Origin of the sequence: Edaphovirga cremea (assembly GCF_003332275.1) — a bacterium.
Lineage (GTDB): Bacteria > Pseudomonadota > Gammaproteobacteria > Enterobacterales > Enterobacteriaceae > Edaphovirga > Edaphovirga cremea.
The window spans coordinates 72,961-98,727 of record NZ_QOVA01000002.1 but is presented as its reverse complement, the minus strand read 5'-3'; the positions used below and the strand labels follow the sequence as shown (position 1 = coordinate 98,727).

Annotated in this window: 20 protein-coding genes and 1 tRNA gene; 6 read left to right on the top strand and 15 right to left on the bottom strand. The window is 49.0% G+C overall.

The genetic code is table 11. The features are described from left to right. Nucleotides 1–73 precede the first annotated feature (73 nt). The gene (locus DRI82_RS03375) at nt 74–697 is read left to right on the top strand and encodes a hypothetical protein (protein ID WP_114192098.1); all 624 of its coding nucleotides are present in this window, start codon (nt 74–76) and stop codon (nt 695–697) included. Nucleotides 698–962: 265 nt separating this feature from the next. Here the strand turns inward: DRI82_RS03375 and DRI82_RS03370 are convergent, their stop codons facing one another. From DRI82_RS03370 to DRI82_RS03350, 5 genes are all read right to left on the bottom strand, one after another. Further along, nucleotides 963–2,573 carry a TIGR04141 family sporadically distributed protein gene (locus DRI82_RS03370; RefSeq protein ID WP_114192097.1) on the bottom strand — a complete coding sequence of 537 codons (1,611 nt, stop codon included), beginning with the start codon at nt 2,571–2,573 and terminating at the stop codon, nt 963–965. A 56-nt stretch (nt 2,574–2,629) separates the two neighbouring features. Then, nucleotides 2,630–3,886: a dGTP triphosphohydrolase gene (gene dgt, locus DRI82_RS03365; protein WP_114192096.1), complete on the bottom strand. Its 1,257-nt coding sequence runs from the start codon at nt 3,884–3,886 to the stop codon at nt 2,630–2,632. Nucleotides 3,887–3,998: 112 nt separating this feature from the next. Continuing rightward, nucleotides 3,999–5,252, bottom strand: coding sequence for a tyrosine-type recombinase/integrase (locus DRI82_RS03360; protein ID WP_114192095.1), 1,254 nt, complete (start codon nt 5,250–5,252; stop codon nt 3,999–4,001). A 218-nt stretch (nt 5,253–5,470) separates the two neighbouring features. Further along, nucleotides 5,471–5,555, bottom strand: a tRNA-Leu gene (locus DRI82_RS03355). A 269-nt stretch (nt 5,556–5,824) separates the two neighbouring features. Beyond that, complete coding sequence (locus tag DRI82_RS03350) at nt 5,825–6,745, bottom strand: L,D-transpeptidase family protein (protein WP_114192094.1); 921 nt, start codon at nt 6,743–6,745, stop codon at nt 5,825–5,827. A gap of 267 nt (nt 6,746–7,012) precedes the next feature. Here DRI82_RS03350 and ampH point away from each other — a divergent pair, with 267 nt between their 5' ends. Then, nucleotides 7,013–8,161, top strand: coding sequence for a D-alanyl-D-alanine-carboxypeptidase/endopeptidase AmpH (gene ampH / locus DRI82_RS03345; RefSeq protein WP_114192093.1), 1,149 nt, complete (start codon nt 7,013–7,015; stop codon nt 8,159–8,161). Between the two features lie 48 nt (nt 8,162–8,209). Here the strand turns inward: ampH and DRI82_RS03340 are convergent, their stop codons facing one another. The 8 genes from DRI82_RS03340 to tamA all read right to left on the bottom strand — a co-directional run bounded on the left by DRI82_RS03340 (nt 8,210) and on the right by tamA (nt 18,939). Beyond that, nucleotides 8,210–9,238 carry a LacI family DNA-binding transcriptional regulator gene (locus tag DRI82_RS03340; protein ID WP_342768531.1) on the bottom strand — a complete coding sequence of 343 codons (1,029 nt, stop codon included), beginning with the start codon at nt 9,236–9,238 and terminating at the stop codon, nt 8,210–8,212. 60 nt (nt 9,239–9,298) lie between these two features. Next, nucleotides 9,299–10,702 carry a GH1 family beta-glucosidase gene (locus DRI82_RS03335; protein WP_114192092.1) on the bottom strand — a complete coding sequence of 468 codons (1,404 nt, stop codon included), beginning with the start codon at nt 10,700–10,702 and terminating at the stop codon, nt 9,299–9,301. Beyond that, a complete protein-coding gene (locus tag DRI82_RS03330; protein WP_170138671.1) occupies nt 10,699–11,025 on the bottom strand; it encodes a PTS lactose/cellobiose transporter subunit IIA in 327 nt (108 codons plus the stop codon). Before DRI82_RS03330 ends, DRI82_RS03335 begins: the two co-directional genes overlap by 4 nt. Beyond that, entirely contained in the window at nt 11,025–12,350 is a 1,326-nt protein-coding gene (locus DRI82_RS03325; RefSeq protein WP_114192090.1) for a PTS sugar transporter subunit IIC, read from the bottom strand. Before DRI82_RS03325 ends, DRI82_RS03330 begins: the two co-directional genes overlap by 1 nt. Nucleotides 12,351–12,366: 16 nt before the next feature. Beyond that, on the bottom strand, nt 12,367–12,672 hold the full coding sequence (locus DRI82_RS03320) for a PTS sugar transporter subunit IIB (protein ID WP_114192089.1): 306 nt from the start codon (nt 12,670–12,672) through the stop codon (nt 12,367–12,369). Between the two features lie 401 nt (nt 12,673–13,073). Beyond that, nucleotides 13,074–13,424 (bottom strand): gamma-glutamylcyclotransferase family protein, encoded by a 351-nt coding sequence (locus DRI82_RS03315; RefSeq protein WP_114192088.1) that lies wholly within the window; start codon nt 13,422–13,424, stop codon nt 13,074–13,076. Between the two features lie 2 nt (nt 13,425–13,426). Beyond that, nucleotides 13,427–17,206, bottom strand: coding sequence for an autotransporter assembly complex protein TamB (gene tamB / locus DRI82_RS03310; protein ID WP_114192087.1), 3,780 nt, complete (start codon nt 17,204–17,206; stop codon nt 13,427–13,429). Further along, nucleotides 17,203–18,939: an autotransporter assembly complex protein TamA gene (gene tamA / locus DRI82_RS03305; RefSeq protein WP_170138664.1), complete on the bottom strand. Its 1,737-nt coding sequence runs from the start codon at nt 18,937–18,939 to the stop codon at nt 17,203–17,205. The genes tamB and tamA overlap by 4 nt, the downstream gene beginning before the upstream one ends. Before the next feature lie 273 nt (nt 18,940–19,212). On the opposite strand from tamA, the gene msrA reads away from it, so the two are divergent. Together msrA and paeA are read left to right on the top strand one after the other, a co-directional pair. Further along, nucleotides 19,213–19,848 (top strand): peptide-methionine (S)-S-oxide reductase MsrA, encoded by a 636-nt coding sequence (gene msrA / locus DRI82_RS03300; RefSeq protein ID WP_114192402.1) that lies wholly within the window; start codon nt 19,213–19,215, stop codon nt 19,846–19,848. Nucleotides 19,849–20,043: 195 nt separating this feature from the next. Continuing rightward, nucleotides 20,044–21,411: a polyamine export protein PaeA gene (gene paeA / locus DRI82_RS03295; RefSeq protein ID WP_114192086.1), complete on the top strand. Its 1,368-nt coding sequence runs from the start codon at nt 20,044–20,046 to the stop codon at nt 21,409–21,411. 165 nt (nt 21,412–21,576) lie between these two features. Here the strand turns inward: paeA and DRI82_RS03290 are convergent, their stop codons facing one another. Beyond that, complete coding sequence (locus DRI82_RS03290; protein WP_114192085.1) at nt 21,577–21,783, bottom strand: DUF1107 domain-containing protein; 207 nt, start codon at nt 21,781–21,783, stop codon at nt 21,577–21,579. A 340-nt stretch (nt 21,784–22,123) separates the two neighbouring features. Here DRI82_RS03290 and DRI82_RS03285 point away from each other — a divergent pair, with 340 nt between their 5' ends. Then, nucleotides 22,124–22,687 carry a YtfJ family protein gene (locus DRI82_RS03285; RefSeq protein ID WP_114192084.1) on the top strand — a complete coding sequence of 188 codons (564 nt, stop codon included), beginning with the start codon at nt 22,124–22,126 and terminating at the stop codon, nt 22,685–22,687. Nucleotides 22,688–22,709: 22 nt separating this feature from the next. Here the strand turns inward: DRI82_RS03285 and cysQ are convergent, their stop codons facing one another. Then, the gene (cysQ, locus tag DRI82_RS03280; protein ID WP_114192083.1) at nt 22,710–23,450 is read right to left on the bottom strand and encodes a 3'(2'),5'-bisphosphate nucleotidase CysQ; all 741 of its coding nucleotides are present in this window, start codon (nt 23,448–23,450) and stop codon (nt 22,710–22,712) included. A gap of 236 nt (nt 23,451–23,686) precedes the next feature. On the opposite strand from cysQ, the gene DRI82_RS03275 reads away from it, so the two are divergent. Continuing rightward, nucleotides 23,687–25,639 carry a bifunctional 2',3'-cyclic-nucleotide 2'-phosphodiesterase/3'-nucleotidase gene (locus tag DRI82_RS03275; protein ID WP_114192082.1) on the top strand — a complete coding sequence of 651 codons (1,953 nt, stop codon included), beginning with the start codon at nt 23,687–23,689 and terminating at the stop codon, nt 25,637–25,639. Nucleotides 25,640–25,767 lie beyond the last annotated feature (128 nt).

Below are 25,767 nucleotides of genomic sequence, written 5' to 3'. Positions count from 1 at the left end.
GTTATTAATTTAGACAAGCATGTTTTCGGAGTATAAATTTAATAAAGTTTTTTTAGTAAGGATAATAGCATAAATGGATTTTATCAATTTAATAATAGAAAATAAAATAAGCATGAGTGCTGCAATTTTAATTGTGGCCTTTTGGTTTTTAAAGGTCATATTCAGCTCACCTAAAGAAACATTAAATCTTATTGAGCACTTAACAAAAAAGAAAATAAAAGATCTTGATGAGCTATTGAAATTACCATCATTACATGATGATGATATAAAGAAAATAGAGCAAGAGCAACGGAAGCTAGCATTGCAAAAATTAACAGGCATAAGGAATATTAACAAGGTAATCCCATTATTCGACATTATAAAAAAACAAGATCTTCCTGTTACATTCTTTGAAAAGTCAAGTCAATATATAAATAATAAAAATGGGAATCTTACACTCGACACAGGATGGACATTTTGGCTATTTGATTGGGTTTTTACTCGAATAATTTCAATCATGGTAATATCTCAGAGTAATTTCATAATTATATATTCAATTTTTGATAATAAAATAAAACCTCACACCTTCTTGCTCTTATTAATCATTTTTTTACCTTGTGTATTATTTGGTGTATATATTTGGAAAACAAGCTTAACCATATCAAAAATAAAGAGCATAGAGTTAATACTTGAAGAGAGTCAACGAGATAACGAATAGAAATCTCATTAACCTCGCCTCGTTTTTTTATGGTTGAAAAAGTAAAAAATTCAACACAAGCTATAGTAAGAAAACCGTCCTTGTACACTTCTGTTATGGTGCCATATCCCATGAATTGCCGACGCACAAAAGTCCGAAAATATAAGTTAAATTTATCCACCAACACTTATCATTATATAAATGATTACAACAATAAAAAATCACTTAACGTAAAAATATATTAACATTATAATATTTACGCACTTACTCTTTAAATGAAATTATCTTATATTTTCTTGGGTTTGCATTTTTTTATTTTAAGAATAAATGGAGATACATCTATTTTTGCAATTGCCACATTATAATCAAGTGCCTTCAGTGTTTTTAGGGTGTTTTTTAATGTTACTTTTGAAAAAAATGGTAGCTCTTCAGGTATGTTTTTAACTGTAGCAATAGCATAAACAATAGTATATTTCTTTGGGTTAGGCCTCAAACCGGCATCTTTCAGCCTTATTGATTTAGGCAGTTTAGGGTTTAATTTTTCTCTATAAGACTTATCTTTAATAAAAGCCTCTGCGCCAACCATACCTTGGAAAAATAGATGACTTAACGTGCTGGAACTTCTATAATACTTGACGTGAATAAAATCACTGCCATTTCTAATAAGATCACAGTGTTCTAACTTATCATATGCACCTCCTATTTTTATATTCTTTTTATCCATTAAAGAAAAATCAGTATTATTTTTACATACATATTCATTGTAAAACTCCTCCCTCTCATATTCATATACCGGGAATTTAAAACCATAATTTTCCAAGTCAACTAAATAAGAATCGACTTCTGTCAAAAAATCCTGATTTATCTTATACCACACACCATTTCTTAATATATAATGGTCATTACCAAAATCAATTTCAGCATATAAACATCTGTATACTGACCAAGACTTTATTGACGAAAATTCACTATTGTTTATGTGGACAACATCATTTTTAAGGTTAGTCACACACATCGGTTCATTATTGATGTGTTGCACATAGTCATCTAATGTCAGAATAACATGCCTTGGGGTTCGCGGATACATATCAAATGAATATCCAATTTGATCTTCCCAGTCGACTATTTCAGGCTCGCCTAACCAAAAATTAGAGTAATTATTAGATGACAAATAATCATCTAACTCTAAATCAAGAATTTCAATTTCATCCAGATCGCGGACTCTATTAATGTTATCAACCCAAGAAAACTTGTCAGGTAATTTCATTCTGTATCTGAAAATAGCTTCATGCAAAATTCCTGGTATTTCATTCAGCGTAGTTTCTACAGCGATGGTAAGAGCATCCCGCCCCGTTACTTGGTTACCAAATTCTTTAACTAAGGAAGCCCCTGTAACTGCATAAAGCATTTCAGACTCTGAGTCTAAATGAAGATTAAAAACATCTACATCTCTTGTACTCTGTGTTCTTGAATTCAATGGGTTATGATCATAACTAGCTTTATCTAAACTTCTTAATTTATCTGGATCTACTGAATTTAAAGTCACTCTTAAACCGAAGTCTCTTTCTATCTCATCATCTTTTATCAAATGAAAACCAGTACCAAATGATAAAATAAAGGCACTTCCAAAAACTCTCATAATAAAAACAGCACCAACATTACTTGATTCACCGAAATACTCTGACTCCACGCCTTCAGTTAAGGTAAACATTTTTGTCCACGATGGAGTCTTTTTAAAACTATTTTTAGCATATAAAAAAGAGGATTCACTCTCATCTATATAAATTTCTATACCTTTCTTAGCATTTTCAATTTTGATCAATTCCTCATCTTTTCTATTCACATTTCTTGCAAGGTATATTGAAAGTTTTTCCTTTCTAATTTTTATTTGTTCCATATGAAGTCTCATTATATCTTTTGATATCAAAAAAGAAATTCATTAAAAACATAACGTTATTTTTTTACTATTACATCAGAACTTCCTTTACCAAAGAAACGCTCGTACTCCTGAATGGCAAACGAGTCCATCATGCCTGCAATGTGATCGACAGCTAACCTCTCTATAGAATCAGATTGATTTCTTATTTCAGGTGGAAACAATAACTTCCCCCTATTAGTTTGACTAGTATAAACCTCGAAGAGCCCTCGAATAACATTCTCACCTTTTAACTCGTAAAATTGAATATTTCTTTTTCTTAAAACCGCTTTAAATAAAAGTTTCTTTAATCCAACGGCCAACTTATTTTTTGTTTTATACCCCAATACAGTAACATTACTATTACTATTACTATTACTATTACTATTACTATTACTATTACTATCAACCATACCTATATCCCTACAAAGAGTATTCACGATCTGTGAGGTAAACTCTTTTCTCTCAACTAAAGAAAACTCTTCTGAAGTATTTAATCTATGAGATTTCAAGGCGTCAGCATGTACAAATTGATAAATATTATTTATATCATCAAAAGCCATATTAAACTCATCACTTATTTTAAACTCATGAAGAATTTCTCCCATAGTAATATACCCCATACTTAGTGCGTCTTCTAAGTCATGCGCTGCATAAGCAATTTCATCAGAAAGATCCATAATTTGAGCATCTATACTTTTTGTTAATTTTATATTTTTTTCTTCTAAAACATCTTTTAAAAACAAATAATCCTCATCATATAAAAACTTTTTAGGATTACTATCTTTAGTATAAAAATATTTTGTCACTGATAATAATGTTCTGATTGTAAGATTCAAGCCTGAGTAGGAATGATGTTTCTTTTCTAGCAATCTCAATATTCTAAATGTTTGAGCATTCCCTTCAAACCCACCTTGATTTTTTATAAGTTCATTTAAAACTATCTCTCCATTATGCCCAAAAGGAGGATTACCCAAATCATGAGCTAAAGATGCTGACTCAGCAACAACAGGATTTGCTAAACCTAAATCTGTAGCTATTGAGCGAGCAATTTGCGCAACCTCTAAACTATGTGTCAATCTATTTCTTGTGAACTTACTGTGATCAATATCTAGTAGTTGCATTTTTCCTTGTAATCGCCTAAAGGATGAAGAATATAAGATCCGTGCGTAATCACGCATCATGTCATCTCTTCCGCTTGAGCGACGTTCATCTTCCAAGAAATTACGAAAGTTTAATTCTAATAATTTTCTCTCTTCTTTCTGAGCAAAATCCCTAACGTGGCTATCAAACATATAATTACACCTTCCATGATTTATTTTTATTTAATAGTAGGGCACAAAGGAAAGATAGATACCTATTTATTATGAAAAATTATAATAAGAAATCCATTTTTATTCTATTTAGTTACAACCTAAACTCATACGGCACCACATGCGCCTTGCGGTTCGCATCCAGATAATCCGCCCACCATTGCAGCATCAGCTTACGTTCTTCGATGTGTTCAGCCTTATGGATATAAGCCGCACGCACGCTATTGCGTTCCTGGTGGCTCATTTGCCGCTCTACTGCGTCCTTTGACCACTGCCCTGACTCAACCAGTGCGCTACAGGCCATGGTGCGGAAACCATGCCCGCACAACTCAGTTGTGGTGTTATATCCCATGACGCGCAACGCATTATTGACGGTATTCTCACTCATGGGTTTGGTAGGACGATGATCGCCGGGGAAAATAAGCTCATGGTTGCCGCTAATCGCCTTGATCTCTTCCAACAGTGCTAAAGCCTGCCGGGATAAAGGCACCAAATGCTCGGTACGCATTTTTGCCCCACGTTGAGAGTGTTTTACACCCGGTATCGCTTCACGTTCAGCCGGTATGGTCCACATAGCACGTTTAAAGTCGATTTCAGTCCAACGGGCAAAGCGCAGTTCGCTGGAGCGGATAAAGACACATAGCGTTAACTTTAAGGCTAAGGTGGTCAACGTCCGCCCTTTATAGTGCTCAATCCTTGCCAGAAAATCCGGTAACCTCTCCAGTTTCAAAGCAGGGCGATGGGTGGCTTTTGGCGAAGCTAACGCCCCAGAGAGATCTTGGGCGGGATTACGCTCTATCAGATCGTTCTGCACCGCATAGCGCATAATATCGGTCACCCGCTGGCGCAGCCGTGACGCCAAATCGAGATGGCCGTTTTGCTCCACCACTTTCAACGGCTCAAGCAAGTCTTTGGCTTTCAGGTCAGCAATGTGTCGCTGCCCTATCGCTGGCAGAATATTGCGTTCCATATCACGCCATACCCTTTCAGCATGCGTTTTTGACCAGCGATTCTGACTAATTTGCTGGAACCAGTCATACGCCACTTTTTCGAAGGTATTCAGCGCAACCTGCGCTTCTTCTTTTTCTACTTCCCGTTTTTCTGCCGGGTTGATGCCATCGGCTAACAACAGCCGTACCTCATCGCGCTTCTCTCTGGCCTTGGCCAACGAGATCAGCGGATAGGCACCAAAAGCAATCCGGCTCTCCTTACCGGCAAAACGGTACTTGAGATACCAGCGCTTAGAGCCGTTAGGATTTACCAAAAGATACAGGCCATGCGCATCCGCGAGTTTGTAGGCTTTCTCGCGAGGCTTGGCGGTTCTAGCTACAACGTCTGTCAGGGCCATAATTGGGGGTCAACTCATTATCGAAGTGGGTTGACCCTCATCTTGACCCCCAAATCATCTGGATGTCAATGGACGAAAAAAGACCACTGTGGATAAAGCAGACAGCTCGCAAAGGAACAAGGGAATGCAAAATATGTTATTTAACAATAATATATGGACGTCAATGGAAGATTACGGACATAAAAAAAGCCACCCTAAGGTGACTTAATTTCATACTATGGTGCCGAAGGCCGGACTCGAACCGGCACACCCGAAGGCGGTTGATTTTGAATCAACTGCGTCTACCGATTTCGCCACTTCGGCACTGAAGTAGTATGCGGAAAACGTGAGCATTATACCCAGTGGCGATCACCACGCAATACTTATCCCGTCAAATGTCGCTTAAGTGCTGAAAAAAACGGCATTTGCCCGGTTTGCTTGCCCTTTTTACCCTTTCAAACCCGCTGGTTGGTGCATTTTCAACCGTGCATTGCGGGTGATTATTTTGTTCCACCAAATTTCCTGCACTAAAAAAGGCAGCCTTTTTGGGGCTGCCCTTGCGTCTTGCTCGCTTACCCAGCGTGGGCAGGCTATCAGCTAATTGGGCTCGGCATGCCAGAGCGCAATTGAATGGTTCTTGCTACCGCGTCCTGATTAACCGTCACGTCTTGCAGCACGGTATTTACGGCTGGGGTGAGCGTAACCGGCAGCGGTTCGAGAGAGTTGAATTCTTCTTCGTCGGCTGACAGTGGGTTATGCACTTCCAGGTAACGCTTGCCGTCTGGTTCCGTCGTGGCTTTCACCGGTTCATTGATAAACCGAACCTGGGTGCCTACCGGTACGTTCTTGAACAGGTATTTGATGTCATCGGCACGCAAACGCACACAGCCGTGGCTGACGCGCAAACCAATACCAAAGTTCGCATTGGTTCCGTGAATGGCATACAGACGGCCTACATACAACGCATACAAGCCCATCGGGTTATCCGGGCCTGCTGGGAATACGGTTTTCAGGGTTTCGCCACGCGCGGCATATTCAGCATGCATCGCAGCGGTCGGCGTCCAGGTTGGGCCATCTTTCTTGCGCTGGATGGTAGTGGTCCAGTCCAACGGGGTATCTTTTCCTAAATCACCAATACCGATCGGCAATACCACCACGGTATTGGAGCCTTTCGGATAGTAGTAAAGGCGCATTTCTGCACTGTTTATCACAATGCCTTCACGCGGCAGATCCGGCAGGAGCAGTTGCTGAGGGATCGTCAGAACGGTACCCGGTGTTGGCAAATAGACGTCAACGCCTGGGTTTGCCTCCAGCAGGTTACTCAGCCCCATCTGGTATTGTGCGGCGAAATGCTCCAGCGGCAATGTGTTACCGGCAGGGACAACAACTTGAATGTTCTCCCCAACAAGGCGGCTGTTATTGGCTGGCAGTGGATATACAACGGCAAAGGCTGATCGGCTAATCGCAATGAATGCCACAAGCACCGTGAAAAACGCACGGATACTTATTTTCATGTTCATATTCCTGGTGAGTTAAACCGCAGAGGCGGTGTAATGAGATGTTCAAGTTAAGGCCAGTGTTTTCTGGATGCGCATTATATGTGCACAACCGCAAAAATGGTAAACATTAACGCGTAACAAAGCACCTTATGTTTTACAGCGCGGCCAGTCAGATATCGCCAGGAATGTCCGCCCCAAAATTCGTAACGTTTTCATGCTACCAAAATGTACACTTGCATTACTATACTAACCCCGGCCTGACTTCTTTTTTCGCTGATAAAAATGGATAAACCCTTGTTGAAAACCCTCTCCTCTTCGCTGCTGGCCATCGCATGTGCGGCAATGCCTGTCAGCAGCTATGCCCTGCAACAAACGGAGCTTCTTTCGTCGCAGGTAGTTGATAATTATGCCGAACATATCTTCTATAACAGCGGTGCGTCGGGGATGGCATTGGTCGTCATTGATGGTAATCAGCAGGTGTTCCGCAGCTTTGGGGATACCCGTCCGGGGGATGATGTAAGACCACGTAAAGATTCGCTGATCCGCATTGCGTCGCTGACCAAACTGATGACCAGCGAAGTCATGGTGAAATTGGCGGATGAAGGCAAAGTGAAACTTTACGATCCGCTGCGCAAATATGCGCCTTCCGGGACCCGTGTACCGGCGTATAACGCCAAAAAACCGATTACCTTGCTGAGCCTCGCGACGCATACCAGCGGATTGCCGCGCGAGCAACCAGGCGGAGTCGCGCACAGGTCGGTATTTACCTGGCCTACGCGTGCCGATCGCTGGCAGTGGTTGAAAGCTGCGCCGGTCAGCGTGCCGCCGGGCGTGCGGGCGAACTACTCCAATCTGGCTTACGATCTGCTGGCGGATGCGCTGGCCAATGCCTCAGGCAAGTCTTATCCCACGCTGTTCCATGAAAAAATTACGCTTCCGTTGGGGATGAAAGACACCACCTATACGCCGTCGCCAGAGCAATGTTCACGCTTGATGGTCGGTAAAGGTGCCAGCCCGTGCATCAGCACCACGGCGGCGATCGGCAGCGGCGGTGTCTATTCCACGCCTGAAGATATGCAGCGCTGGATGCAGCAGTTCCTGTCATCGAACATCGCCAAACGTAATCCACAGGCCGATCGGGAGCAGAAACTCTATTATCGCCGCGATCAGTTGACGCAGTTGAAAGGTATGGATGTTCCGGGTAAAGCCGATGCGCTGGGTCTGGGCTGGGTGTATATGGCTCCGCAGAATGGTCAGCCGGGAATCATTCAGAAAACCGGCGGCGGTGGCGGGTTCATTACCTATATGGCGATGGTGCCGGATAAAAACATCGGCGTATTTGTCGTGGTCACCCGCACCGAGTTAACCCGCTTCACCAATATGAGTGATGGGGTGAATCAGTTGGTGTCGGAACTGGCGAACAACGGTTAGTAAGGCGAGAAATGATGGCTGACGCAGGGTTGGCCGCCAATTTCCTTTTTAGCCTGCGTAATCAATGGCATTAACGCTCAACGGTTGACTGGACTCCCTCACCACCAGTTGACCGTTGAACGGCAAAATGGGGTCGAGCGGCAGTTCGGCAGAGAGACGCAGCGCCTGATCGATCGCGACGCGGCTCATTTCGCTGATGGGCTGACGCACGGTAGTCAGCGCGGGCGTCATATACTGCGCCAGAGGATCGTCATCAAATCCCACCAGCGAAACCTGTTGCGGCACCTGAATCCCGTGTTCTGACAGCGCGCGCAATGCACCCACTGCCATGTCATCATTGCAGGCAAATAACGCCGTGAACGTAACGCCGCATGAGAGCAGTCGCTGGCAGGCGTGATATCCGCCCGCAATCTCGTTATCCCCCTGCTCAGTCAGCGCTTCACAAGGCGTAATCCCGGCTTCCGACAGCGCCTGATGAAACCCGCATAACCGCAGCAAACCCGTCATCGTTCCGAGTGACGAGGTTATGCAGGCGATCTCACGATGCCCGAGAGAAACCAGATGTTGCGCCGCCAGCCACGCACCCTGCTGCTGATCGAAGTAAATGCTGTGTTCTGGTCGCTGCGGCAAAGGCCGGTTCATCACCACCAGCGGAACCGGCAGCGTATTAATCAGCGTCATCAGTTGGTCTTCATCCATCCGGCGGGTATGGATAACAATGGCATCGCAGCAACGTTCAACCAGCAGGTCAATCGCCACGCGTTCAGTCGCGGCGTTATCATGGCCGTCAGTCACGATTAAGTGTTTACCGGCGGCTTCAATCTGCCGCGCTGCCTGTTTGAGCAACGTTCCGAAATAGGGGCCGCAGAAGTCTGAAATAATCAGCCCAATGGTATTGGAGCGCTGTGTCGCCAGCGCCTGCGCCAGCGTATTGGGACGATAACCCAACGCCTCTATGGCGGCAAAAACCCGCGCTTCGGTCAATGGATTGATCTGTCCGGTACGATTCAAAACGCGGGAAACGGTCGCTTTGGACACACCAGCCGCTTGCGCCACATGCAGCATGGTCACTTTCACTGGCACCTCCCATCGTGAAATAGTCCGCGACGAACCCTGATTGAGTTCGTCGCGGCAGGTTTACAGCGTCTCGCCGTTGGACTCAATGACCTTGCGATACCAGTCGAAGCTGAGTTTTTTCTTCCGTGCGAGATTGTTCTCGTGGTCGACATACACAAAGCCGTACTGTTTCTGATAACCATTCAGCCAGGAGAGCAGATCGATAAACGACCAGGGATAATAACCGCGCACATCCGCGCCCTGAGCAATCGCATCCGCTGTCGCTTTGATGTGGTCGCGCAGGTAATCGATGCGTGGTTGATCCAGCACTTCACCATTAACGATCGGATCCTTGGCACCGAGTCCGTTCTCAGTGATATAGATCGGAATGTTGCCGTAACGGTGGGTGATGCGGCCAATCGCGTCGGTCAGACCCTGCGGATAGACTTCCCAATCCCAGTCGGTATACACGCCGTTTGGATTGCGCACCGTTTTGAACAACCCTTTGAAACCCAGCCCGCGCCCACTGCCCTTCTGCCCCGAGTTATTCATTTCGAAGCCGTTGATATCATCGTTATGCGCAATCATCTCGCGCTTGTAGTAGTTCAGGCCGATGAAGTCGACAATGTTCTCTTTCAGCAGTTGTTCGTCGCCGGGATGGAACTCCGGTACGCCAAACGCCTGTTGCGCCATCGCCAGCAGTTCGGCGGGATATTCACCTTTCAATACCGGATCGTAGAGCCAGTGGGTGAAGATCCCTTCGGCAAATTCGCAGGCACGGCGATCTTCCGGGCTGTCGCTGATCGGATCGTTGGGTTGCAAGACATTCACAAAGCCAATCTGCCCGTTGATCTTCATCTCACGGAAACTTTTCACCGCCCGGGCATTGGCCAGGAATACGTGATGACAGGCCTGGATCCCCACTTTCGGATCATTGAGTTTTGGTGGATGCTGACCAGTGAAATATCCCATGCCGATGAAAACGATCGTTTCGTTAAACGTCGACCAGAGATCCACGCGATCGCCAAAACGTTCGTAGCACAGACGGGCATAGCCATCGAACGCATCCACGATCTCGCGAGATGCCCAACCACCAAATTTATCCTGCAACGCCTGCGGCAGATCCCAGTGGTAAAGGGTGATCATCGGGCGGATGTTGTGCTTCAGCAGTTCATCGATCAAATCACTGTAGAACTTCACGCCCGCTTCATTCACTTTGCCGGTACCTTGCGGCAGCAGGCGCGGCCATGAAATGGAGAAGCGATAGGTCTGCATCCCCAGTTCGGCCATCAGCGCCACATCTTCTTTGAAACGGTGGTAGTGATCGACCGCCACATCACCGTTCGTGCCCTGATAGGTGGTGCCGGGCAGATGGGAAAAGACGTCCCAGTTGGAGAGCCCTTTACCCTCAGCGTCATGACCGCCTTCTACCTGATACGATGCCGTCGCCGCGCCCCAGAGAAAATCTTTTGGAAACTGACTCATAACGTTTTCACTCCATTCAGATCAAGAATTCGGTATACCCGCACCAGTTCCTCCACCAGTTCGCGCGCCAGCATGGCGTTCATGATGTGATCCTGTGCGTGCACCATAATCAGGTTTACCGGCAGCTTTCCTTCGCCTTCATCCTGTCCAATCAGTTCAGTCTGTACGCCGTGGGCGCGTTTGGCGGCGAGTTTCGATTCCGCCAGCAGGATATCGACTTGATCCCACTGATATTTGCGTGCGGCCTGTAGCGCCTGCATGGCGCAGCTCCGCGATTCGCCCGCGTTAATGATCAGTTCCATCACCGTACTTTCCATATCCATCACTGTGTCACTCCTTGCGTTACGGTCGCTTGTTCTTCGGTCATTTCTGCATCTTCCTGATCGAGCAGTTGTTTCTCGTAGACCTTGAAAAACGGGTAGTAAATGACTGCCGACACGGCAGCCAGAACCACCACCAATATGGCTGCCCGGAAATCCCAGCCGGTCGCCCAGGCCGCGCCGATAGGCGCAGGTGCGGTCCACGGCACCACGGAAATCACCCGGGCGATCAGGTCCGTCTTTACCGCAAAGTAGGTAATGACCGAGTTCACCAGCGGCGCGATGATAAAGGGCAGGAAAAAGGTCGGATTCATGACGATCGGCGTACCGAATATCACCGGTTCGTTGATGTTGAATAGGCTGGGAACCAGGCTCAGTTTGCCGATGGAGCGCAAGTGCGCCGATTTACTGCGCAGATACAGCAGCACCAGTCCAAACGTCGCGCCAGAACCGCCGATGACGATGAAAAATGTCCAGAAGCCTTCCATGAAGATATGCGGTAGCGGCAAACCCTGCGCCAGTGCGGTTTGGTTGAGACCCAGGTTGGTAAGCCAGAAAGCTTGCAGCATACCCGATACGATTACCGCACCGTGGATCCCGGCGAACCATAGTAAATGACCGATCAGCACCGCCAGCAGAATCGCAGGCAGCGAATCCGCCGCAGAGATCAGCGGTTGGAACAGCGACATAATGGCTTGCGGTACCAGTTGATCAAATTGGCTCTGAATCAGCAGGCTCAGCGGATAGAGCGTCAATACCACCACCAGAATCGGAATAAGCAGATCGAAGGATTGTTTAATTTTGGCGGGCACCTGTTCCGGCAGGTTGATACCAATATTCCTTACCTTCAAAAACCGTACTAATTCTGTGGTATATATTGCCACCAGAATCGCAGTAAATATCCCCACACCGCCCAGCGCGGCGGTCGGTAATACTTTATTGAGCTGAGGTGCGGCGATCAATAAAAAAGACATCAGGGCAAGCATGGCTGCCATGAATGGATCGAGTTTATAACTCTGCGCTAAATTATAGGCGATGGCCGAGGTGATATATACCGACATAATCCCCATGGTCATATTAAACGGCGTGAGGATTTCGACCTCATATTGCCCGGCCATTGCCAGCCACCAGCGGGCAATGGCCCAATTGCTGGTAGGGGAAAAAGGTGGATAGGCAAACACCAGCAGAAAGGAGCCCACAATCATGAACGGCATGGCGGAGATAAAACCATCGCGGATGGCCATGATGTGGCGCTGCGACGAGATGCGTCCGGCAATGGGGCTGATACGGTTTTCGATGAAATTAAACATGGTCTGGCTGATACTCATTTTATCAACCCCTGGGTTATTTGATCATACTTAATGCGTCGGCCAATATTTTATCGCCGCGCATCATGCCGTAATCCATACTATTAATCACTGCGACAGGCTTATTATGCGCATCGGCAATAGCCTTGAAATCCGCAAGCTTATACTTAATCTGTGGGCCAATCAGGCAGCAATCATAATTGGATAGCGTACTTTCAAATTCCTCAATGCCCACCGCAATAATATCGACGTCAATACCTTGTTGTTCCGCCGCTTTAATCATTTTGTTCACCACCATGCTGGTCGACATACCTGCCGCGCAGCAAAGAAATATCTTTTTCATAGGGTGTTCCTGAGTAATGGGTAATTGGGCATGTCTACCAAGTATCCCCGTTATACTTCACGCAACCAAGGCGTTGACTTAACACCTCTGCAACGTCAATTATTCAGGGTTTTTAATGAGAGCAATCTGAGTATTGGTGGCTTTGGCGAATTCCGCAACCGGTTTCAGTAACCGGTTTCATTTTTTTGAACCAGAGTGTGAAGAGGATCTAAAAACTCATGGATGGAGAGAGTGTGGAAGGAATTTATTCGGGTTTTACGCTGAGAAAGATCACAGTTTGGCGATCGTATATGCGTGATCGGGGAGTGAGAAGTAAAAAACCACGCGGTTAAACGTGGTTTTTTATTCGATAAGACGGTAATGGCATCCAAACATCGTTGCATGCCACTACCGCAAGGTCATTAAGACTCTTCTTCGTTTCGTTTGAGCCAGTCGCCGCTGGCAATGCGCGGTTTTCCTTCTACCGATTTACGGTAGACGTAGATCCAGGCACTGCCGAAAGGCGTCTGTATCAACTCACGTCTGTAATCCTTGGTGTTACTCTTTAATTCATCAAGCTCAGCCAAAATGGATGAATTGATGCGATAAACCTCGCAAAACACGGTTCCCTCACCCGCTACCGCCGCCGGATAATGGCCAAGATCATAAAGCTCGAACCCCTCGAGATCATGATTTCCCAACCATTGGGCGTTAGTCATCCAATGACTGTTCCCTTGTTTGCGTCGTAAACTGCCGTAGACAATAATTCTCATTGTTAAAACTCGAACTGATAAAGCATATCTAATGCCTGATCGATACCAGACACCGCTTCCAGATATAATCTTGGCATGAGCCGATAACGTAACGTTAACGTAGCCAGTGAGTCAAATATACCCACACCGTATTTTACCTGCAGACCGGGCAGCACGTATCCACTGACCACGACTTGTGACTCATCGCCGACGCCTTGGGTATCCAATGCCAGATCGCTGACACCGAATGCCTCGCCGATTTTACCCACAAGTTTACCACTTTGAGCAACCCCCATGCCGATCAGCATGGAGGTCATCATGCCACTGTCAGCGCCTGAACTACTGAGACCCTGACCACGTAACAGATAAGAGAGTGCTTCCTGCTGCGACATCGCCGGATCAGAGAAGATCTCCAGACTCGGCGCATCGGCCTGCCCGGTGACGCGCACCCCTGCCACCACGTCGTTCTGCGTGGAATCCGGATTACGGATCGCCTCCAGGTTCAGCAACGGCTGATCCGGTGGACCAGAGAACAGCAGCACCCCTTTACGCACGATCAAATCCTGCCCGTAAGCATGGAAGCGACCAGACGGGATATTAATCTGCCCGTTCAGCCCGAGTCCATTGCGATCTTGCATGACTTTCAGCGTGCCATTGAGTTTGGCTTTCAGGCCAAAGGCATCCAGTTGGACATCGTTACCGATATTTACCGCCAGATTGCTGTTGATCGGAATCGCGGCGGTAACAGGTTTGATAGGCTGGCGCTGGTCATCAAGCATCACTTCATCCGATGAGACCGCGACGGCACTTTCCGGCAGTTCCTGTACCGTAATCCGCGCCCACGGGATATCGACCCGCCCATTGAGGGAGAACAGTTGCGGCGTGGCCTCAAACACCACATCCGGCGATACATCAATGCGCACCATCGGCGGAATGGTTACCCGAACCCGATTGCCACGCGCCGCAATCCGTGCTCGCCAGGCGTCGATCTGGCTCCAGTCGGCATCACCACTGAGATTGAACTGACCGTGCGCGGTCTGAATCAAACCATCCAGCGTTGATGTGCTGCCATTGAAGTTCAGCGTCAGGCGGCCATTGGTGATGTTGAACGGCATCCATTGCCCATCAATGTCCACTCGGTCGAGCGCCATGCGGCCAAACACCAGCGGCCGCTGTGCATTACCGCCCAGTTGCAGGTTGGCGTTGAGCATACCGGCCGCTTTCTCACCCTGCATCAGCGCCGGATTCAGCATCGCCAGCGAAATATTGGTGATGTTGACGTTGCCGGAGAGCGTGCGTGCGCCCTGCGGATCGGCCACCTGAATATTGCCCTCCAACTGACCGTTATTGGCGATCCTGATCAGCCAGCCCATTTGCGCACGGCCATTGACCAGCGCGGCGTTCAGGTTCAGCGTGTCGAAATCGATAGGCATGATGTTGCCCTTCATCGATTGACGCACTTTCACACCGTTGCCAACCAGCGAGATCCTCGCCTGCGGCAGAGCGCCATCATTCTGCCAACGCACCTCCGCACGCCCGGTAAACACGCCGGTGAGTTTGGTGTCATCGGTCAGGAACGGCGCGATCATCGCCAAATCAAAGCGGTTGAGGACAACGCTCGCCTGCCCGCTGGCACCGGCATTAATCGTGGTCGGTACGCACAGCTCGGCGTTCGGATTCACCCAGCAGTGCGGTCCCACCGTGACGCGTTGTTCGGTGTTGAAATACTCCAGCGCGACGGCGCGGCTCAATCGCCAATCCCCAACCGGCGTACCAAAATGGGTGTTGCTCAGGTTACCGCGCCAGCGCTGTTGCTGGCGATCGAAGCTGCCGCTCAAAGCCAGTTCACCGGATACCGGTTTGCCCTGGACCCGCAGTCGGAGTTGATGCTGTCTCTCACTGCCACGGGCATCGAGCGTCAACTGGCTGATCTCCAGCGCATCCTGTTTCAGTTGCTGAACGCGTACGGTCACGTCACCCTGAATCTGTTCGCCAGATCGCACGTCACCTTTGACGTCAACTTCGCGAATGCGCAGCGCCTGCCATTGCAAACCTGTCGCCCGCAGATCGGCCAAAAGCTGTGGCGCAGTGAGATCACCACGCAGCTTGAGCGTGCCCCGCGCGACACCCCCCAGCCCCGGCAACGCGCCGTCAAGACGCGGTGCATCCAGGATGGCATCCAGGTTCCATCTATCACTCAGGGAACCCCGGATATTCAGATTATTACGCCCTAACTCCAGACGCATCTGCGGAATATCCCACTGACCGGCGGCATTGCCGCGCAAATTACCGCGCGCTTTAACCTGATTCTGTTTGACGTTACCGTCCAGTTCCAGCGTGGGGATCTGCAACTGCCAACTGCCGCCATGGATACTGCCGCGGGTGGTGATTTTACCCTGCAATCTGGCAGGCCAATCCGGCCACTGCTTGGCGGTATTGATGCCGTTGATCGTCAGCAAGGTGTTCCAACTGATGGCTTTACTCCAATCCACGACGCCGCTGAGATCGGAATTGCCCTGCAGTGCCGCAACCCGCAAGCGCGTGAGGTTGAACTGTTCGACATTGCCCTTGCCGTCCAGCGTCACCGTGGCGGGTGGAATATCCGGCCCCTTGATGTCAGAACGGATCGACAGCGCGTAATCTGTCGCCTTGCCGTTGAAACGCAGTCGGAAACCGTCGACCTGCACCTGCGGATCGCCCGTCAGCGGCCAGCGCAGTTGTTTGCTCTCCAGCGTCAACGCCAGCGGCAGTCCGGCCTGTGCGAGTTCTGTTTGCAGATCAAGCTGCGCCCTGACTGGGCCGGAGAGGTTAATGCCCACCGTTAACTGCTCCCGCAACCCTCCGCCCACGGTGAGTTTGATTTTCTCCCCTTTGATCGGATCGATGTTCAGCGCGGTATTGACTGTCATTTCCACGGGCCAATTGCCGTTCAGCGTCGCTTGCCCCAGCGCGTTCAGATTGCCCTGTGGGGATTTCACCTCCAGCGCATCAAGCTGTATATGCTGATCCAGAGTACTGGCGCGCAGCAACAGGCTGGTGATCAGCACATCGTTGTCACCCGTGAGGTGCAATTGCTCGCCGCGGATCTCTTTGACGGTAATATCCAGCGGCAGGCGAATGTCCGGAAGATCCGGCAGAAGCGGCTTGGCAAACAATTGTTGCAGCATTTCACCCAGCGGCGTTTCGGGTACAGCCGGTACCGGTTTCTCTTCAACGAGCGGTTTCACGCTGTCTGGCACTGGGCTTATCGGCGTTTTCGGCAGCGCAATCAGCAACGCATTGATGCGTGTTGGCATCAGGGTCAACGCCCGCTCCTGCCACTGCATGCCGGTAGTGAATTCCCCCAGGGAGATCGCCGTGTCATCGACGGTCACTTTCACATTGTTCAGCGCCAGTTTGCGCAGCGTGATGGGGTAAGGGGTGCTGAGATTGGTAGTCGGTTCACTCTCTTCTGGCTGGGCCGTGGTTGGGGTCATTTCGGCAGTTTTAACCACTACGTCGACATCTTGCGCCGTCAACGCATTCACGCAGAACTGGCTGCGTTTCAAACACCGGAGATCGACAGAGAGATGGAATTGCCCGGCATTGACCGTGACCCCCGGCATTTTGTACTGCACACCTTTCAGCGTCAGATCGCGCCAACCACCGCTGACGCTGGCGATATTCAGCCCCGGCACCCAGCGGGCAGCGCTATTGATAGTCAGATGCAGCCCGGTTTGCGTACCCAACAGGAACGCGATCGCCCCCAGCAGCAGCAAGATAATGATCAGGAAGACAATACTTATTTTTTTCAGCAGGTTCATAATTCCGGGCCCAGGCCGATGTAAAACTGTAAGCCGTGTTCGTCTTTATCCCCGACAGGCGCGGCGATATCCAATTTTATTGGGCCTATCGGTGAGGACCAGCGAACGCCCACACCGGCACCGGTTTTAAAGTCACTCTGTCTGATGTCATTCACCGCTTCGCCACCATCAACAAATACCGCGCCCCACCAGCGGCCAGAAACATTGTATTGGTATTCGAGCGAGCCGGTCGCCAATTTCGATGCACCCGTGAGTTTGCCGTTATCGTCACGCGGTGAAAGGGATTTGTATTTGTAGCCGCGAATGCTGCGATCGCCACCCGCGAAGAAACGCAATGAAGGTGGAACACGTTCAAAGTCATTGGTTTCAATCCAACCCAGATTACCGCGGGTGATAAAGCGGTGGCTGTCCCCGAGCATACGGATCCAGACGTTCTGCGCCTGAACGACGGCGAAGTCGACGTCAGATCCCCAGGTGGTGTCCGAGATATCCAGGGAATAACGCTGGCTGTCACCCCAGGTGGGCATCATTCCGCCACGCGAACGGGTGCGGTTGATGCTCAGGCCGGGATACAGCAGCATGGTGGTGTTGGTGACGCTACCCTGTGTAAAGTGATCGAGGCTCCAGCGCAGGTTAATCGCACGCTGCCAGCCGCTCGAGAGATCCCAGAAACGCGCCACGTTTACCGTGGTGGAATCCGATTCGGTATCATTCAGATTTTCGCGCTTAAAGCCGGTCTGAATTATGTAGTATTGTTCCAGTGGGTTTTTCAGCAGCGGTATTTTGTAGCTGAAATCAATGCTCTGTTCGGGTTCCGAGAGACTGATGCTGCTCTCCATACTTTGCCCGCGCGAGTTCACCCAGGGTTTGCGCCAACTGGCCCTGACCCGTGGCCCAACGTCCGTTGAAAATCCGCCACCCACTTCGATGGTATTTTCGGTTCGCGGTGAAACAACCGCGTTTAACGGCAAAATCTTGTTCTCTTTTGCGTTGGCGAACTCAGGCGAAACCACCACCGAGTTAAACCAACCCGTCGCGGAAAGGCGGCGGTTCAATTCAGCCAGATCGGTCGAACTGTAGTAATCGCCTTCATCAAAGGGCACCAGATTTTGCAGATAATCATCACGGATTTGCGATCCCTGGAAATCGACGTGACCAAAGCGATAGCGTTGTCCGGTATCAAAATCGATATCCCAGAACGCCTGATGTTGATCTTCAATCACCCCCAGTTGGCTTTTGATCATGTTCGCATCGAAATAGCCTTTGCGTACCGCAATGCTGGTCATTGAATTCTTGAAACCGTCGTAGGTGCCGTGATTCAGGATCGTACCGGTCTTGGGCAGCCCCGTCGCCAGCAGTCGCTGGTAATCCTCGTCTTCTTTTCCCTGCCCGTCGATCGCCACGTTCACCTCGGCGATTTTTACCGGTTCTCCCGGCGACACAGTGGCAATCAGCACCGGACGCCCCGGAGGCGGGATATTCCTGAAATCAAATGCAATCGTTGGCTGGTAGTAGCCCAGCGCCCGCAAACCCTGCTCAATAGCTTCACTCACACGCGCCCTGAATCGGCCATCCGCACTGACTTCGTCAGTATTAATCGTGGCCAGGCGCGCACGCACATTCCTTTCCAAATCCCCGCTCAGCCCCTTTACCTGCAGGCGCACATTGGCCGCATTCGTCAGAGGTGAAGCCAGCAGTACACATAAAAAACAAAGGACACGGTTATGTCGCACACGTACTCCTGGTAAATTTTACTATCCTGTAAAGACAATTGCCGTTTTCAGGGACGGTAGCCTGCGGATATCGCGACAACATTCGACTTCGCAACAACACTCAACTTCGCAACAACACGGGATTTCGCATTAACGCTAAAGTGACGACCGATTTTTACCCCTGAAATATTGATTAATTTGATACATTAAATCAACGATGCGTCTTATTGTGTGCAAAGACGCGTTCATATACAACTAACGTTCCCTTAACTGTAACAACTGGAGCCCATTGTGGTGCAAAATTTCGACAAATCGAGAGCGATCGCTCAGGCTGATGCCCTGCCGGGTCGTACAACGCCAATGCCGGTGGCAACGACGCATGTCGTAAATGGTCATTCTATGACTCATATACCGGAAGGCATGGATGTGGCGATTTTTGCGATGGGATGCTTCTGGGGTGTGGAAAGACTGTTCTGGCAACAGGATGGTGTTTACAGCACGGCGGCCGGTTACAGCGGCGGTTATACGTCAAACCCGACCTATCGCGAAGTGTGCAGCGGCCAGACCGGCCACGCCGAAGTGGTGCGTGTTGTCTACGATCCTAACATCATCAGTTATAAGCAACTGTTGCAACTTTTCTGGGAAAATCACGATCCGGCACAGGGAATGCGTCAGGGGAACGATCTCGGTACCCAGTACCGTTCAGCCATCTACGCGCTGACCCAGGAACAGCTCACCGCAGCGCAAGAGAGCAAGGCACGCTTTCAGCAGGCGATGGACGCCGCCAATGACAAACGCACCATCACGACTGATATCGAGAGCGCGTTGCCTTTCTATTACGCAGAAGACGACCATCAGCAATATCTGTATAAAAATCCACAGGGCTATTGTGCCCTTGGTGGAATTGGGGTGTGCTTCCCGCCGCAATAAGCGGATAATCCCTGCGCCCGGAGCGTCCGCTAAAATTTTAACCGCTGGCGGCGCTCTTAGGGCTACTGCTATACTATTGCGGGTCGTTAATTCGGCCCGATAACACTCTTTCTGTTTGTTATCACTGCTTTTTTCAATGAGTAAACCCCTTCCTTACGAGCGCCGGAACTCTCGCCGGTACTAAACGGATAGATTATGTTAAACAGTATCTTACTGATTCTTTTATTGATCGCGGTGAGTGCCTTTTTCTCCCTTTCGGAGATTTCATTGGCTGCTTCCCGCAAAATTAAGCTCAAGATGTTGGCGGATGATGGCAACATCAACGCCACCCGAGTCCTGAAATTACAAGAAACCCCTGGGATGTTTTTTACCGTCGTGCAGATTGGCCTGAACGCAGTTGCCATTCTCGGTGGTATCGTGGGCGACGCGGCCTTCTCGCCAGCGTTCAAACTATTTTTCGTTCGCTTTATGTCACCGGAATTGGCTGACCAAATCAGTTTTGCCTGTTCCTTTGTGCTGGTCACCAGCATGTTCATCCTATTCGCTGATCTGACCCCGAAGCGCATCGGTTTGATTGCACCCGAGACGGTTGCCGTCCGTATCATCAACCCGATGCGTTTCTGTCTGTTGGTTTTCCGACCAATGGTATGGTTCTTCAACGGCTTGGCTAATGTCATCTTTCGTTTATTTAAACTGCCGATGGTGCGTAAAGATGACATCACTTCCGATGATATTTACGCCGTCGTGGAAGCCGGTGCGCTGGCGGGCGTGCTGCGTAAGCAGGAACACGAGCTGATTGAGAACGTGTTTGAACTGGAGTCACGTACCGTACCTTCGTCCATGACGTCCCGTGAAAGCGTGATCTTTTTCGATTTACGTGAAAGCGAGGAGAGCATTAAAGAGAAGATTTCGACCCATCCGCACTCCAAGTTTCTGGTCTGCGATGGTCATATCGATCAGGTAGTGGGTTACGTCGACTCAAAAGACCTGCTGAACCGCGTATTGGGCAATCAGAGCCTGATGCTCAGCAGCGGCGTCCAGATTCGTTCCGCACTGATCGTACCCGATACTCTGACGCTCTCCGAGGCGCTGGAAAGTTTCAAAGCGGCTGGTGAAGATTTCGCGGTCATTCTGAATGAGTATGCATTGGTAGTAGGCATAATTACGCTCAATGATGTGATGACTACATTAATGGGCGATTTGGTGGGCCAGGGGCTGGAAGAGCAGATTGTGGCGCGTGATGAGAATTCATGGCTGATTGAAGGTGGAACACCGATTGAGGACGTGATGCGCGTTCTGCATATCGACGAATTCCCCCAGTCCGGCAACTATGAAACCATCGGCGGCTTTATGATGTTCATGCTGAGGAAGATCCCTAAGCGTACTGACTTTGTGAAGTATTCAGGTTACAAATTCGAAGTGGTGGACATCGACAGCTACAAAATTGATCAGTTGCTGGTGACCCGCCTGACGGAGGTTGTACCAACGCCACTGCTGCCGAAAACAGCGGAAGAAAAACAGAAAGAGAAGCAAAAAGAGAAAGAAAAGCAAAAAGAAAAGTAACAGCGAACCCGGCTTTTCATCCTGCAGAAACATCAGCGGCCCCATCGGGGCCGCAATACTTCTATTACTTTAAGTTCTTACGCTTACTTCAACTTCTTGCGCTTACTTCAACTTCTCAGCTCTACTGCGTGAACATTACCACATAGAAGCTTCTGCTTTACGCTATCAACCCATTTCTGCTTGCAAGCACAGAACCTGGCGGTTAACTTCGGACATTACGCTAAAGTGACGCTTGTCGCGGACTTTAGGCAGCAGGATTTTACCGTTATCAAATTCAAATGCACCGACATCCTTAATATACAACCGGCCTCGGAACAGCGTCTTAACATACTTCGCAACTTTCATAGGGTTATAACGTTGGAAGATTCTCATTTTTTTACTCTCCTCCCTTTCGATCTACTGTGCTCTGTATCAGTAAAAATCACTAAAAACACTGCCAGAGCCAACCATGAATGCAGTGTAATAGACTATAAAAAATAGCACTTCGTTCTTGATTCGCCAGTCTATATCTTTTTTTTTACACAAACTGACGAATTAATTAACAATAGCTTATTGATTTTTATAGGCAATCAGTTAAATCCTAAATATTAAAAATTCTTATCTTTCTTGCGTAACAGGACAGACCTCCGATTTGATCCTATTATTCTTCTGTCAGTTCGCAAACAGATAACAAAAACCTCTGAAAACCTTTAATAATCAATAAGGAGATAGCATGATAAAATTTAGCATGCTAATTATATCGCTCATTCTTACGCCATTCTTCGCCTCAGCCCACAATTTCACAGATCAGCAACGTGTCAATCCCGTGGGCGTCAGTGACAAAGGTGAACTCATTTATGAGAACCAGCAGTTCAGCTACAAACCGTGGAACAGCGCGAGTCTGGTTGGCAAAGTGCGCGTCGTGCAGCACATTGCCGGTCGCACGTCTGCCAAAGAAATGAATGCGCCACTGGTTGAAGCCATCAAGGCTGCCAAACTACCGCATGAATATTACCAAACGACGACAATCGTCAATACGGACGATGCCATCATCGGAACCTCTGTTTTTGTACGAAATAGCATCGAAGACAACAAGAAAGAGTTCCCGTGGTCGCAGTTTATTGTCGACAGCAATGGCAGCGTGAAAAAAGCCTGGGGTCTGGACGATAACGGTTCAGCCGTCGTGGTGCTGGATGCGGAAGGGAAAATCAGATTCGCCAAGGACGGGGCATTGACGCCGCAAGAGGTGCAGCAGGTCATCGCGATGCTGCACCAATTGCTCAAAGAAAAACGCTGATTATTTCTAATCCAGGTCACTCTTAAAAAAGAGAGACGCGGAAGCCGGGGTTAAGGAAGGATTCTTTCGGTGTATACGTCAGGGGTTTGCCCTGCCAGTCATGCACTTGCGCCCCGGCAGCCATCGCGACGGCATGCCCTGCGGCGGTGTCCCAAATTGATGTCGGTCCAAAGCGCGGATAAAGCTGCGCCGCCCCTTCCGCCACCAGACAGAACTTCAGTGACGACCCGACGGCCACTGTCTGATGCTCACCCAACTGCGACAAATAGTCCTTCAGTTCCTGATCGGCATGTGAGCGGCTCACCACCACCAGCGGAGGACGGGCATCAAGCACCTGAATCTGCTTGCTTACGCCACCCTCTTCTTTCCACGCCGTGTTTTTCATCGCGTAATACATCACGCCAGTAACCGGCACGTAAACCACACCCATCACGGGTTTGCCGTCTTCGATCAGCGCTATATTGACGGTAAAATCACCGTTGCCATTGATAAACTCTTTCGTTCCATCAAGGGGATCTACCAACCAATAGCGCGTCCAGTTGCGGCGCTCCTCCCAACCCTGCGGATCTTCCTCCGACAACAGCGGAATCTCCGGCGACAACGCCAACAGACCGGCGGCAATGACCCGGTGTGCAGCCATATCCGCTGCGGTTACCGGTGAATCATCTAGTTTACGCGTCACGTCCAGTGGCTTCTCACCGCTGTAGACTTCCATGATTGCCGCTCCGGCATCTCGCGCCAATTGACAAATTTGTTCGATCATTCCGCACCTCTATAATTTTGCATCATATTAAGCAGACTAGTTTTTTTTGCGCTGAATAGCCATCCTGATGCATTTCACATTTTCGCATATTGGACTGGCTACATGACCACTTCTGTGATTTTCAACGTGTTTATTCGCCCTTTCATCTGTCACACTTCACAAATAGCTGTGATATTTACTTACAGTTTCACAATGTTCTGGGATGTGTATCCAATAATTAACGATGGAGATGTTTCATGATTAAGCGTCCTTTGGCGTTGTCTTTGTTGGCATCACTGGTTGCTCTCTCTGCCCACGCGGTGACTGTTGATCTGCGGGTGTTGGAAACCACCGATCTGCACAGCAACATGATGGATTTCGACTATTACAAAGATAAAGCGACCGATAAATTTGGTCTGGTACGAACTGCCAGCCTGATTAATGACGCCCGCCAGCAGGCAACGAACAGCGTGCTGGTTGACAACGGCGACCTGATTCAGGGCAGTCCACTCGGTGACTATATGGCAGCCAAAGGGCTGAAAGAGGGCGAGATCCATCCGGTTTACAAAGCCCTGAACACGCTCGATTACGCCGTCGGTAACATCGGTAACCATGAATTCAATTATGGTCTGGATTACCTGAAAAAGTCGTTGTCTGGTGCAAAATTCCCGTATGTGAATGCCAACGTCATTGACGTCAAAACCGGTGAACCGCTGTTCAAGCCTTTCCTGATCACGGATAACCAGGTCAAGGATCGTGACGGAAAAACGCATAACCTGCGTATCGGTTATATCGGTTTTGTCCCGCCACAGGTGATGGTGTGGGATAAAGCCAACCTCGACGGCAAAGTCACCGTCAATGACATCACCGAAACCGCGAAAAAATGGGTGCCGGAGATGCGCAAGCAAGGGGCGGATTTGATCGTGGCGATCCCGCACTCCGGGCTGTCGGGCGATCCGTACAAGGCGATGGCAGAGAATTCTGTCTATTATCTCAGCCAGGTTCCAGGCATCGATGCCATTATGTTTGGTCATGCCCATGCGGTATTCCCAAGCGATGACTTTGCGGCAATCAAAGGGGCAGATATCAAACAAGGCACGCTGAATGGCGTTCCTGCCGTGATGCCGGGCCAATGGGGCGATCATCTTGGTGTTGTCGATTTCGTGTTGAACAACGACAGCGGCAATTGGAAAGTCGAGCAGGCCAAGGCCGAAGCACGTCCGATCTACGACAAGGCCAATAAAAAATCGCTGGCCGCTGAAGATCCGAAGCTGCTCTCTATCCTTGCAGAGGATCACAAGGGCACACGCGATTTCGTCAGTCAACCCATCGGTAAAGCGTCTGACAATATGTACAGTTTCCTGTCGCTGGTTCAGGACGATCCAACCGTACAGATCGTGAATAATGCACAACGCGCCTATACCGAACACTTTATTCAGGGCGATCCGGATCTCGCCGATCTTCCGGTACTTTCTGCGGCAGCGCCTTTCAAGGCCGGTGGCCGTAAAAACGATCCCGCCAGCTTTGTTGAAGTAGAAAAAGGCCAGCTCACATTCCGTAATGCCGCCGATCTCTATCTCTACCCCAACACGCTGGTGGTGGTAAAAGCCAGTGGTAAAGACGTGAAAGAGTGGCTCGAATGTTCTGCTGGTCAGTTTAACCAGATCGATGTAAAGAGCAGCAAACCTCAGTCGCTGATCAATTGGGACGGCTTCCGTACCTATAACTTCGATGTGATTGATGGCGTTGATTACCAAATCGATGTCAGCCAGCCAGCCCGCTATGACGGTGAATGCGCGCTGATCAACGACAAAGCCGAGCGTATCAAGAACCTGACTTTCAAAGGCAAGCCTATCGATCCCAAGGCAACTTTCCTGGTTGTGACCAATAACTACCGCGCTTATGGCGGCAAGTTTGCCGGTACCGGCGACGCACACATTGCGTTTGCTTCCCCGGATGAAAACCGTTCTGTGTTGGCGGCTTACATCAGCGCCGAAAGCAAGAACCATGGCGAGGTGAAACCTCAGGCGGATAACAACTGGCGTCTGGCACCGTTGAAATCTGATAAACCGCTGGATATTCGTTTTGAAACTTCACCGAGCGAGAAAGCCGCCGAGTTCATCAAGAACAAAGCACAATATCCCATGATCGCAAAAGGCACCGATGCCATCGGTTTCGAGGTGTATCAGATAGATTTACAAGGCAAGTAACGCTATTTCCCTGAATTTGCAACGCACCTTCGGGTGCGTTTTTTTCAACTACCTCTAAGTAACTATAGTGAAAACTTAAAGGTGCATGTAAAATGCATCTTATAATTTATCCCTTGTCTTAGAGGTTC

What these genes read in the sequence shown, in the direction of transcription:
- DRI82_RS03275 (WP_114192082.1), top strand. Translation starts at nt 23,687, where the DNA reads ATGATTAAGCGTCCTTTGGCGTTGTCTTTGTTGGCATCACTGGTTGCT.
- paeA (WP_114192086.1), top strand. Translation starts at nt 20,044, where the DNA reads ATGTTAAACAGTATCTTACTGATTCTTTTATTGATCGCGGTGAGTGCC.
- tamB (WP_114192087.1), bottom strand. Translation starts at nt 17,206, where the DNA reads ATGAACCTGCTGAAAAAAATAAGTATTGTCTTCCTGATCATTATCTTG.
- DRI82_RS03330 (WP_170138671.1), bottom strand. Translation starts at nt 11,025, where the DNA reads ATGGATATGGAAAGTACGGTGATGGAACTGATCATTAACGCGGGCGAA.
- DRI82_RS03375 (WP_114192098.1), top strand. Translation starts at nt 74, where the DNA reads ATGGATTTTATCAATTTAATAATAGAAAATAAAATAAGCATGAGTGCT.
- DRI82_RS03315 (WP_114192088.1), bottom strand. Translation starts at nt 13,424, where the DNA reads ATGAGAATTATTGTCTACGGCAGTTTACGACGCAAACAAGGGAACAGT.
- DRI82_RS03290 (WP_114192085.1), bottom strand. Translation starts at nt 21,783, where the DNA reads ATGAGAATCTTCCAACGTTATAACCCTATGAAAGTTGCGAAGTATGTT.
- dgt (WP_114192096.1), bottom strand. Translation starts at nt 3,886, where the DNA reads ATGTTTGATAGCCACGTTAGGGATTTTGCTCAGAAAGAAGAGAGAAAA.
- DRI82_RS03320 (WP_114192089.1), bottom strand. Translation starts at nt 12,672, where the DNA reads ATGAAAAAGATATTTCTTTGCTGCGCGGCAGGTATGTCGACCAGCATG.
- DRI82_RS03360 (WP_114192095.1), bottom strand. Translation starts at nt 5,252, where the DNA reads ATGGCCCTGACAGACGTTGTAGCTAGAACCGCCAAGCCTCGCGAGAAA.
- DRI82_RS03325 (WP_114192090.1), bottom strand. Translation starts at nt 12,350, where the DNA reads ATGAGTATCAGCCAGACCATGTTTAATTTCATCGAAAACCGTATCAGC.
- DRI82_RS03370 (WP_114192097.1), bottom strand. Translation starts at nt 2,573, where the DNA reads ATGGAACAAATAAAAATTAGAAAGGAAAAACTTTCAATATACCTTGCA.
- DRI82_RS03335 (WP_114192092.1), bottom strand. Translation starts at nt 10,702, where the DNA reads ATGAGTCAGTTTCCAAAAGATTTTCTCTGGGGCGCGGCGACGGCATCG.
- ampH (WP_114192093.1), top strand. Translation starts at nt 7,013, where the DNA reads ATGGATAAACCCTTGTTGAAAACCCTCTCCTCTTCGCTGCTGGCCATC.
- DRI82_RS03350 (WP_114192094.1), bottom strand. Translation starts at nt 6,745, where the DNA reads ATGAAAATAAGTATCCGTGCGTTTTTCACGGTGCTTGTGGCATTCATT.
- DRI82_RS03285 (WP_114192084.1), top strand. Translation starts at nt 22,124, where the DNA reads ATGATAAAATTTAGCATGCTAATTATATCGCTCATTCTTACGCCATTC.
- cysQ (WP_114192083.1), bottom strand. Translation starts at nt 23,450, where the DNA reads ATGATCGAACAAATTTGTCAATTGGCGCGAGATGCCGGAGCGGCAATC.